The sequence below is a fragment of the Nocardia farcinica genome (genome assembly GCF_029867845.1).
GTDB lineage: Bacteria > Actinomycetota > Actinomycetes > Mycobacteriales > Mycobacteriaceae > Nocardia > Nocardia farcinica_A.
Genome location: NZ_JARWRU010000590.1, coordinates 1 through 10,529, shown reverse-complemented (window position 1 = coordinate 10,529; position 10,529 = coordinate 1). Strand labels below are relative to the sequence as shown.

Annotated in this window: 7 protein-coding genes and 1 pseudogene; 6 read left to right on the top strand and 2 right to left on the bottom strand. The window is 72.0% G+C overall.

The features are described 5' to 3' along the window. Both QH283_RS12920 and QH283_RS12915 read right to left on the bottom strand, forming a co-directional pair. A partial coding sequence (locus tag QH283_RS12920) for an NAD-dependent epimerase/dehydratase family protein (protein ID WP_280503244.1) occupies positions 1 to 1,617 on the bottom strand: 1,617 nt, incomplete at its 3' end. A gap of 43 nt (positions 1,618 to 1,660) precedes the next feature. Continuing rightward, positions 1,661 to 1,900, bottom strand: a complete 240-nt coding sequence (locus QH283_RS12915) for a ferredoxin (protein ID WP_280503243.1) — start codon at positions 1,898 to 1,900, stop codon at positions 1,661 to 1,663. 130 nt (positions 1,901 to 2,030) lie between these two features. On the opposite strand from QH283_RS12915, the gene QH283_RS12910 reads away from it, so the two are divergent. The 6 genes and pseudogenes from QH283_RS12910 to QH283_RS30315 form a co-directional block, all read left to right on the top strand. After that, on the top strand, positions 2,031 to 3,251 hold the full coding sequence (locus tag QH283_RS12910) for a cytochrome P450 (RefSeq protein WP_280503242.1): 1,221 nt from the start codon (positions 2,031 to 2,033) through the stop codon (positions 3,249 to 3,251). Continuing rightward, positions 3,248 to 3,700: a Zn-ribbon domain-containing OB-fold protein gene (locus tag QH283_RS12905; protein WP_280503241.1), complete on the top strand. Its 453-nt coding sequence runs from the start codon at positions 3,248 to 3,250 to the stop codon at positions 3,698 to 3,700. Before QH283_RS12910 ends, QH283_RS12905 begins: the two co-directional genes overlap by 4 nt. Before the next feature lie 19 nt (positions 3,701 to 3,719). Next, the gene (locus tag QH283_RS12900) at positions 3,720 to 4,907 is read left to right on the top strand and encodes a thiolase family protein (protein ID WP_280503240.1); all 1,188 of its coding nucleotides are present in this window, start codon (positions 3,720 to 3,722) and stop codon (positions 4,905 to 4,907) included. A 190-nt stretch (positions 4,908 to 5,097) separates the two neighbouring features. Next, complete coding sequence (locus tag QH283_RS12895; protein WP_280503239.1) at positions 5,098 to 8,352, top strand: HAD-IA family hydrolase; 3,255 nt, start codon at positions 5,098 to 5,100, stop codon at positions 8,350 to 8,352. After that, complete coding sequence (locus QH283_RS12890; protein WP_280503238.1) at positions 8,349 to 8,930, top strand: flavodoxin domain-containing protein; 582 nt, start codon at positions 8,349 to 8,351, stop codon at positions 8,928 to 8,930. The genes QH283_RS12895 and QH283_RS12890 overlap by 4 nt, the downstream gene beginning before the upstream one ends. Positions 8,931 to 9,042: 112 nt before the next feature. Beyond that, positions 9,043 to 10,529 (top strand): annotated as a pseudogene (locus QH283_RS30315) (PEP/pyruvate-binding domain-containing protein); the annotation flags it as partial.

The window sequence follows — 10,529 nt, the reverse complement described above, 5'->3', positions numbered from 1 at the left end:
CACGCCCTGCACCGTCCAGGCGTAGGCGAGCAGGTCCGCGCCGAGCAGCAGGGTCTGTTGCAGGCGCTCGTCGGACATGGTCGCGGACTCGGCGAGCAAGCCCTCGAGCCGCTCGGTCTCGGCCCTGACCTCGTCGACGTCCTTGTCCACCGAGGGGATCAGCGAGAGCACCCTGGTGCCGACCCCGGCCGTGGCGCGCCGCATCTGCACCGCCGAAGTGGCCGGGGGCTGGTAGCTGCCCGCCACCGCGGCCGTACCGCCGGGCAGCTCGTCGGCGTGGGTGCCGCTGAACTGGGCGGCCAGCTCGTCCGGGTCGGTGCCCGGCATGACCAGCGAGACCTGGTAGGTGCCCGAGGCGTTGATGTACATGCGGTGGGCGTGCACGGCCTGCAGGCGCGCAGCGGCCTCGACGCCGAGCGCGCCCGGCAGTCCGAGCAGCTCGGCCACCGCCGAGGTGGTGCCGCGCAGTGCCCGGCCCTGGATGTCCAGGGTCAGGGCCGTGGACGGGCCGGGCAGCGCCTCGGCGAGGTTGGTCTGGGAGTAGACCGGGAAGCGCGGGTCGATCGGGGTGTCGAACTCGCCGCGCAGCTCCTCCGGGCCTGCGTGCTCGAACTGGACGCCGTCCGGCGGCGGGGTGTCGGCGGGCAGGATCTGGTGGCGATAGGGGATACGGCCGCGGGCGGGCACGACCCGACCGCCGCTGGTGGTCCGGCCGGTGACGGCCAGCCGGGTGTCACGGATGATCTCCGGCCCATTCCACACGGCGGTGAAGCCCCATTCCTGCTGGAGCACGGTCAGATCCGCGACGGGCATACGCAGCGCGCAGGCGACCTCGCCCGCGGTGATGTGCAACTGCTTGCCCGCGACCTTGGCGGCGGCGATCATCGCCGAGGGCGGCGCGGCGACCACCTTGCGTTCGAGCACGCGGGCGATCTCGCGCTGGCTCACCGGTTCGTCGGCGGCCAGGTTGACCACGCCGGTCTTGTCGGAGGTCACCGCCATGAGCAGGAAGCGTGCCACGTCGTCGTGGTGGATGATCTGCCACGGGTATTCGGCGCCGCTGGCGGTGATGTGCCGGGCGGCGGCCAGGTTCTCCTGCAACCGGTTGTCGGTGCCGCGGCCGAGGATGATGGCCGCGCGCACCAGCGCCGTCGACATCGACGACTCCTCGAACAGCTTCTCGCAGGCAAGCTTGTGCACCGCGTACGGCTGGTCGGGATGCGGGGTGGCCCCGCCGGCTTCGGTGCGCGGCGGCTCGTCCGGGCCCGAGCGCGGGCCGTAGACGGTGACCGAGGACAGGAAGACGGCCCGCCGCACGCCCGCGGCCTCCGCGGCCGCGATCAGCTTGGCGGTGCCCCCGACATTGGTGCGCTCCATGGCCTCGAGCCCCTCACGGGCGTCGAGCATGAAGGCGCAGTGGATGATCGCGTCCACACCCGCACAGGCGCGGGCGAGCAACTGTTCGTCGCTGATGTCGCCTCGCAGGTGCCGCACGCCACGCGGTAGCTCCAAGGGGGCACTGCGGCTGAGGCCGACGACCTCGTGTCCGGCCCCGGCCAGCCGGGCAGCCGTGGTCCGGCCGACCAGTCCACTGACGCCGGTCACCAAAACGCGCATGTTCGCAGCCCTCTCGTCGTGCCCACCGCCGCGTGGACAAGGTTCACCAGGTATACCATGTGACGCTCGTCTCTCGCCGGACTTCCCGCTGCCAGTCCCGCAGCACGAGCGCCCGTTCCGGGCACGCCTCGACACCGTCCTCGGCCTCGGCCCGGTCGGCCGGGTCGATCTCGGTGTCGGTCAGCGCGCTGTACCCCTCGTCGTCGAGCGGGAACAGCCGCGGCGAGGCCGCGAAGCACTGGGCGTGCCCGACGCACTTGTCCTTGCCCAGATGCAGTTCCACGGGATGGCCAACCTTTCCGGCAACGGCGCGAGAAGACGCCGATTCGTTTTCAGAAGGCTAACTAGGTAAGCGAGGAAGGGTGGTAACTTTGGCGGGGAATCCACCACATCGGACTGCGAGGTCGACCCTGATGACCGAGACCGCACCACCGGCCGCCCCCTTCGAGACGACGTTCGACCACCGGACCGACACCGACATGCGGGCCGACCAGTTCGCCCGCTGGGACGAACTGCGCGACGGCTGCCCCGTCCGGGTGAACCGGACCGCGGCGCCACGGCCGGTCTGGTACCTGCTCGACTACGCCGACGTCCGAGAAGCCTTCCAGGATTGGCAGACCTTCTCCAGCCGTTCGGTCGAGGCGTTCGAATCGGCCGAGATGGCGGCGGCGAAGAAACCGTGGATCCCGGTCGAGGTCGACCCGCCGCTGCACGCCGAATACCGCACCCTGGTCGCGCCCTTCTTCGCGCCCAAGGTGGCCCAGGACCTGGCCCCGGACATCCGCAGGCAGTGCGGCGAACTCATCGACGCCTTCTCCGGCAGGGGCGGCATCGATTTCGTCGCCGAGTTCGCCAAGGACCTGCCGACGCGGGTGTTCCTCACCCTCATGGGCATGCCGCTCGAGGACGCGCCGCAACTGCTGGCCTGGGTCGGCACCCTCATGCACACCAGGCCCGAGGACGATCCCGACTACGCGATCCGCACCGGCGTGCGCCGCAAGATCATGCGCTACCTCACCGGGCAGCTCGATTGCCGCAGACGCGAACCGAAGGACGATCTGCTCACCACGCTGGTCAGCGCCCCGCTGCCGAGCGGTCGCCCGCTGACCGGGGAAGAATCCCTGGCCATGGCCTTCCAGCTGTACATGGCCGGCCTGGACACCGTGGCCAACGCCCTCGGCTACACCTTCCGCCACCTGGCCACCCATCCCGGGCACCGGGCCGCGGTGGCCGCGGGCGAGGTCGCCGCGCGCGATGTCACCGAGGAGATGCTGCGCGCGTACTCGGTGGTCAACACCAGCCGGGTGGTCACCACCGACGTGGAGATCGGCGGCTGCCCGGTCAAGGCGGGTGACCGCGTGGTGCTGGCGACCGCGGCGGCCAACCGCGACCCGCTGGAGTTCGACAACGCCGCCGAGGTGGTCTTCGGCCGCAAACCCAACCGGCACATCGCCTTCGGCGCGGGCAAGCACCGCTGCCTCGGCTCACATCTGGCGCGCGTCGAACTCGAGATCGTGATCGAGGAATGGCACAAGCGCATCCCCGACTACCGCATCCCCGAGGGCGCGGTGGTCGACGACCACGTGGGCTCGGTCTCCGGCCTGGTGGCACTGCCGCTCGAGTGGACCCCGTGAGCCGTCCGCTGCCGCTGGTCACCGACGACAACCGGCACCACTGGTCGGGCTCGGCGGCGGGCTGGTCGGTGCTGCGCTGCCGTGAGTGCCGCACCTGGCTGCTGCCGCCCGCGCCGGTGTGCAGGCGCTGCCACGCCGACGGGCCGGTGCCCGAGCCGGTCAGCGGAAAGGCCACGCTGTTGTCGTGGACGTTGAACGTCCAGCCGTGGCTGCCCGGCGTCGAGGTGCCGTTCGTCGTAGTGCTGCTGGCGCTGGCCGAGCAGGACGACCTGCGGCTGTTGACCGATCTGCTCGACGCGGAGGGCAACATGGTCCGCACGACCGAGGGGCTGGCCGTCGGGGCGCCGTTGCGGCTGGTCTTCGAGCGGGTGGCCGAGGACGTCACCCTGCCCCAGGCGACCCTGGCGGTCGCCGACGCCGAGTCCGCACTCCCGGAGGGGAACGCATGACGATCCAGGAGGGGAACGCATGACCGTGCGCGCCGAGGACTCGGCGGTGGTGTCCGGTGTCGGGCAGTCGGCCGTCGGGCGCGGCCTCGACCGCTCCGCTCTGTCGCTGGCCCTGGAGGCGATCGGCGAGGCGGTCGCCGACGCGGGCCTGTCCTTCGCCGACATCGACGGCGTGGCCACCTGGCCGGGCCGCGCCGACCACATGCCCGGCTTCTCCGGCGTCGGGGTGCCCGAGGTGCAGCAGGCACTCGGCCTGCGGTTGAACTGGTACTGCGGCGGCCCCGAGGGCCCGGGGCAGCTGGCCCAGGTGCTCAACGCGATCGCCGCCGTGCACGCGGGGTTCGCCCGGCACGTCGTCTGTTTCCGGGTGGTGACCGAGGCGAGCGTGCGCAGGTCCGGCAGGCGGCCGTCGCAGACCGGCGCGGGCGGCGGCAGGCTGACCGGCACCGGCGCCATGTTCGCGCCCTACTACGCGACCTCGGCCGCGGTGTGGGTGGCGCTGCTGGCCCGCAGGCACATGGAACTGTTCGGCACCCGCCGGGAGGATCTGGCCCGCATCGCGATCAACAATCGCGCCAACGCCGCCCGCAACGAGACCGCCGTGCTGCGCGAGCCGGTCACCCTCGACGACTACCTCGCCGCCAGGATGATCTCCGACCCGCTGTGCCTGCTCGACTGCGACATCCCCGTCGACGGGTGCACCGCCGTGGTGATCAGCGCCGCCGACACCGCGGCCGACCTGCGCCGTCCCCCGGTGCGCATCCTGGCCTCCGGCGGCGCGCTGCACGATTCGCCCACCTGGTTCGGCCGCGCCGACCTCGACACCATGGCCGCGCACGACGCCGCCGCGGCGATGTGGGCGCGCACCGACCTCACCCCCGCCGACGTCGACTTCGCCGAACTCTACGACGGCTTCAGCTTCCTGACCCTGGTGTGGCTGGAGGCCCTCGGCTTCTGCGAGCGCGGCGAGGTGGGTGCCTTCCTCGACGAGGGCCGCACCATCGCCCATGACGGCAGGCTGCCGCTGGACACCCAGGGCGGGCAGCTGTCCGGTGGACGGCTGCACGGGCTCGGGTTCCTGCACGAGGCCGTCCTCCAGTTGCAGGACCGGGCGGGCGCTCGCCAGCTGCGGGGAAGGCACGAGGTCGCCGTGGTGTCGGCCGGCGGCGGACCACTGGCGGGCTGTCTGCTTCTCGGCCGCGACTGAACCGACCACCGGCCCGGCGCCACCGCACAGGCCGCAACTCGGCCACCACGAGGCAGGCCGACGACACCGGTCCCGGCCGGGGGTGTGGACGACCTGTCCCGGGTGAAGAACTGCGACCCCTTCCCATGATCGGCAACGTCCGAGCAAACTAAAGGAATCGTTGCCGGCCCGGAGACGAGGAGGGTGAGCCGTGCGGCTGGAGAACCTCCCCACCTCGCGGGGCCGCACGGCCGACGACCACGGCGCGGTCGTCTTCGACATGGACGGCGTGGTCACCGACACCGCGGCGGTGCACGCGGCGGCGTGGAAGGCGCTGTTCGACGAGGTGCTGCCCGCCCTCGGCCGCCCGGACCGCCGGTTCGACCCCGACCGCGACTACCGCACGTGGATCGACGGCCGCACCCGCGAGGACGGTGTCCGCTCGTTCCTCGGCTCCCTCGGCCTCACCGTCGCCGAAGGCGATCCCGGCGACGACGCCACCGCGCTGACGGTCGCCGGAATGTCCAGGCGCAAACAGGAATTGTTCGCTCGCGAGCTGACCCGGGTGGGTGTGCGGGTCTTCCCCGACGCCGCCGAACTGCTGGCCCGGCTGCGGGACGCCCACATCCCGACCGCGGTGGTGACGGCCAGCCGCAACAGCGTCGCCGTGCTGCGCACGGCCGGACTGGAGGATCTGTTCACCGTCCGCGTCGACGGCACCGACGCCGCGCGCCTGCACCTGCCCGGCAAACCGGACCCGGCCATGTTCCTCGAGGCGGCACGCAGGCTGCGTATCCCCCCGATCGACATCGTCGTGGTCGAGGACGCGACCAGCGGGGTGCGCGCCGCGGCCGCGGGCGGCTTCGGCCGGGTGATCGGGGTGGACCGGCGCGGTGGCGGCGCCGAACTCGAATCCGCCGGCGCCGACCTGGTGGTGACTGACCTGAGCAGACTGGAGCTGACCGGGCTGGAGCCCGCCCCGGACAGCCGGGGCGCGCAACGATGGGGTGGCGGGGCCACGGTGGGCGGCCCGGACGGCTGGAGCCTGGTGTACGACGACTTCCTCCCGGCCGAGGAGGGCACGCGAGAGGCGTTGTGCACCACCGGGAACGGCTACTGGGCGACCCGTGGCTCGGTCCCCGGCAGCGTGTGCGACGCGGTGCACTACCCCGGCACCTACCTGGCGGGGATCTACAACCGCTGCACCTCCGACCTCGGTGACCGCATCGTGGAGACCGAGCATCTGGTCAACACCCCGGACTGGACCTTCCTGACCGTCCGGCCCGCCGACGGTCCGGTGTACTCGCCCGGCGGTCCCACCGTGGTCTCGCACCGGCGCGAACTCGACCTGCGCACCGGGGTGCTGACCTTCGCCGATGTCCACCGGGACGAGCGAGGGCGGTGCACCCGCGTGGTGACCCGACGCTTCCATTCGCGCACCGATCCGCATCTGGCCGCCCTCGAACTCACCGTCGAGGCACAGAACTGGACCGGCGAGGTGGTGATCGGCTCGGCCATCGAAACCGCCGTGGCCAATCGGAACGTCGCCGCCGACCGGCTGCTGCGTGGCAGGCACCTCACCGCCGGCGCGCATCGCGAACTCGACCGGCACACCGTGCTGTACGAGACCGCCACCGACCAGTCCGGCATCACCCTCGCCCTCGCGGTGCGCACCCGCACCATGGCGCCGGTCACGCGACACCGGGCACAGTCGCAACCCCGCCCCGGTCACGAACTCACCATCCGGGTCCGCCCCGGCGTGCCCGTGATGGTCGAGAAGATCGCCGCGGTCGCGACCTCCCGCGATCGCGCGATCTCCACGCCCGCCCTCGACGTGGCCTCCCGGATCGGCCGCGCCCGTCGCTTTCCCGCTCTGCTGGCCGACCAGGTCGATGCCTGGGCGCGGGTGTGGGAACGCTTCGGCATCCGGCTCGCCGGCGACGGCACGACCGTGCAGCTCGCGCTCAACCTGCACGTCTTCCATGTGCTGCAGTCCGTGCCCGACGCGGGCCACGATCGCGATGCCGGACTGCCCGCGCGCGGACTGCACGGCGAGGCCTATCGCGGGCACATCTTCTGGGACGAGACCTTCGTGCACCCGATGCTGACCCTGCGCCGACCGGAACTGACCCGCGCCGCCCTGTGGTATCGCTACCGGCGGCTCGACCGCGCCCGGGTCGCGGCGCGCACCGCGGGCTGGTCGGGTGCGCTGTTCCCGTGGCAGAGCGGCAGCGACGGGCGGGAGGAGACCCCGACCGAGCTGTTCAACCCGCGCACCGGCAGGTGGATGCCGGACAACTCGTTCCGGCAGCGTCACGTCGGGCTCGCGCTGGCCTACAGCGTCTGGCAGTACTACCGGACCACCGCCGACCAGCGCTTCCTCGTCGAGTGCGGCGCGGAGATCGTGGTGGAGGTCGCCCGGCTGTTCGCCGACATGGCGGTGCCCGACCCGGCGACCGGCCGTTTCGACATCGACGGCGTCATGGGCCCGGACGAATACCACGACGGCTACCCGGACCGTCCGGCGCGCGGGCTGCGCAACAACACCTACACCAATGTGCTCGCCTCCTGGGTGTTGCAGCGGGCGGGCGAGATCGTGCGTCTGCTCGACGGCCTGGACTGCACGCCGGTGCGACAACGGCTGCGCGTCGGCGCCGACGAACCCTCGCACTGGGACCACGTGAGCCGCAGACTGCGCGTGCCCTTCCACCGCGACGGCATCATCTCCCAGTTCGAGGGTTACGAGGAGCTCGAGGAGTTCGACTGGGACCGCTATCGCGCCCGCTACGGCAATGTGGAACGCCTCGACCTGATCCTCGACGCCGAGGGCGACAGCACGAACCGGTACAAACTGTCCAAACAGGCCGATGTGCTGATGCTGTTCTACCTGTTCTCCGCCGAGGAACTGCGGGAGGTCTTCGCCCACCTCGGCTACGCGTTGCCCGGCGAGCTCATCCCCCGCACGGTCTCCTACTACCTGGCCCGCACCAGCCACGGCTCCACCCTGAGCAGGCTCGCGCACGCCTGGGTGCTCGCCCGCACCGACCGCGCCGCCTCCTGGCAGCTGTTCACCCAGGCGCTGGCCGCCGACCTCGACGACACCCAGGGCGGCACCACCCGCGAAGGGGTGCACCTGGGCGCGATGGCGGGCACCGCCGACATGATCATCCGCTGCTACGGCGGTCTGGAGACCCGCGACGACATGCTGCTGCTACATCCGGTCCTGCCGGTAGAACTGCGCGAAGCCGAGTTCACCGTCTCCTTCCGCGGCCAGCCGGTGACCGTGATCCTGACCCACACCGATATCGTGCTGCGCCTGCACCCGAGCACCGCCGACCCGATCCGGGTCTGTGTGGAGGGCACAGAACGTGTCCTCGGACCGGGACAGACATGGCATTGGTCCCGGGCGAGCGGGTACGAGGACTCTGCCTCCAGCCCACGACCTGCGAGGACGCTGGATCCATGACATCGACACCGAAGCGGATCGCGGTTCTCTACGCTACGGAACAGGGCTCGACCAGGGACATCGCCGACTTCATCGCCGAGAACCTCACCGCCCGTGGCGGGCACGTCGAGGTGAGCGAAGTCGAGCACGCCCCGGAACTGAGCCTGTTCGACGCCGTGGTGCTCGGCAGCGCTGTCCACGACATGAATCTGCTCCCGGCCGCCGAGGGCTACATCCGCGCCCACGACCGGGAACTCCGCGAGACCGACCTGTGGCTGTTCACCGTCGGTCTCGGTCCCGCCCTGCGCGGCCCGATCGGCGGCAGGCTCGCCCGCCGGGTGCCCCCGGACATCGCCCGCCTGCGAGATCTGGTGCAACCGCGCGACTATCGCGCCTTCGCCGGGGTATACCAGCGCGCGGGCCTGCCGTTGTCCACCCGCCTGAGGTATCGGGCGATGGGCGGCGGCCGGTACGGCGACCTGCGTGACTGGGCATCGATCCGGGCCTGGGCCGACGAGATCGCGACCGCGCTCGGGCTTGCGCAGGAAACGGCCGGGACCCGGAAGACGGTCGGGACCGAGCACGGCAACTCGCGCTGAGGGCCCGCCGGGGAGGCGGTGACCGGGGAGGCAGCACCCGAGCAGGCAGTACCCCAGGAGGCAGTACCCGAGCAGGCAGTACCCCAGGAGGCAGTACCCCAGGAGGCAGGAGATGGGCGAGCACTGTGTGGCCGGATTCGACCAGCTCCGGCTCGACGATGCCGATCGAGCGGGCGGCAAGGGCGCGAACCTGGGAGAACTGGTGGCCGCCCGGCTGCCGGTGCCGCCCGGCTTCGTGGTGCTGAGATCCGGTTACGAGCGCGTCGTCACCGACGCCGCGGGCGCCGAACTCGACGAACTGCACCGGCAGGCGCTGAGCGCGGTGGCCGAGATCGAACGGGTCAGCGAACTGTGCGCGCAGATGCGCGAGATCGTGCACCGGGTCACCTTCCCCGAGGATGTCCGGGCGCAGATCCTCGACGCCTACCGGGCGCTCGGTGACCACGTGCCGGTCGCGGTCCGCTCCTCGGCGATCGGCGAGGACAGCGCCTCCGCCTCCTTCGCGGGCATGAATCTGTCCAGGACGAATGTGCGCGGCGAGCACGAACTCGTCGAGGCGATCGTGGACTGCTGGGCGTCGCTGTTCACCCCGCGCGTGGTCACCTATCGAGCCCGCCGCGGCATGGGTGAGCGACCGGTCATGGCCGTGGTGGTACAGCGCATGGTCGCCGCCGTCGCGGCCGGGGTCGCGTTCACCGCCGATCCGGCCACCGGCCGGCGCGACCGCGTGGTGATCGAGGCCGCCCGCGGACTGGGCGAGGTGGTCGTCTCCGGGAGCGTCGAACCGGACACCTACGTGTTCGACACGGCCGGACCGGCGCTGCTGGAAACCCGGCGCGGCGCGCAGAACTTCGCGCTGGTCCCGGGATCGAACGGCGAGCAGCGCGTTGCTCTGGACGCCGACGCCGGTCCTGTGCTCGACGAGGAACGCGCCACCGCGGTGCGCGGCTCGCCCTCGCCGTCATGCGACACCACGGCGGCATACCGCAGGACGTCGAATGGGCCTACGACGAGCAGGCGCTGTGGCTCGTGCAGGCTCGGCCGATCACCACTCTCGCCGAGCCGACCGCGCACGCGGGGTCCTCGAACCAGGCGGGGCCGTGCGACCAGAGCGGAGAAATCGGCCGGCCGGGAGCACCCGATCGCCCAGCGGCCTCCGACAGCACCGGGGCGTCCGACCGAGCAGGGGGGTTCGGCCGAGCAGGGGCATCCAGCCGGGCGGGGACATCCGGGCGCCCGGAGCAGCCGGGAAGGACAGCCGCGGGCGAACCGGCCCCGCCGACGACCGCCGCCGTCGCGCCGGACCGGGTGCTCGTGCGCGGCCTGGCCGCCGCACCGGGTGTCGCGAGCGGGCCGGTGCGCGTGCTCTCCTCCCCGGCCCAGGCGGGTGAACTGCGCGACGGGGACGTGCTGGTCGCCGCGATGACCAATCCCGACTGGCTGCCCGCGCTCTCCCGCGCGGCCGCGGTCGTCACCGACAGCGGCGGGATCACCTGCCATGCCGCCATCGTCGCCCGCGAACTCGGCGTGCCCTGCGTGGTCGGCGCCCGCCCCGCCACGCCCCAGCTCCCCGCGGGGGAGTTGGTCACCGTGAACGGC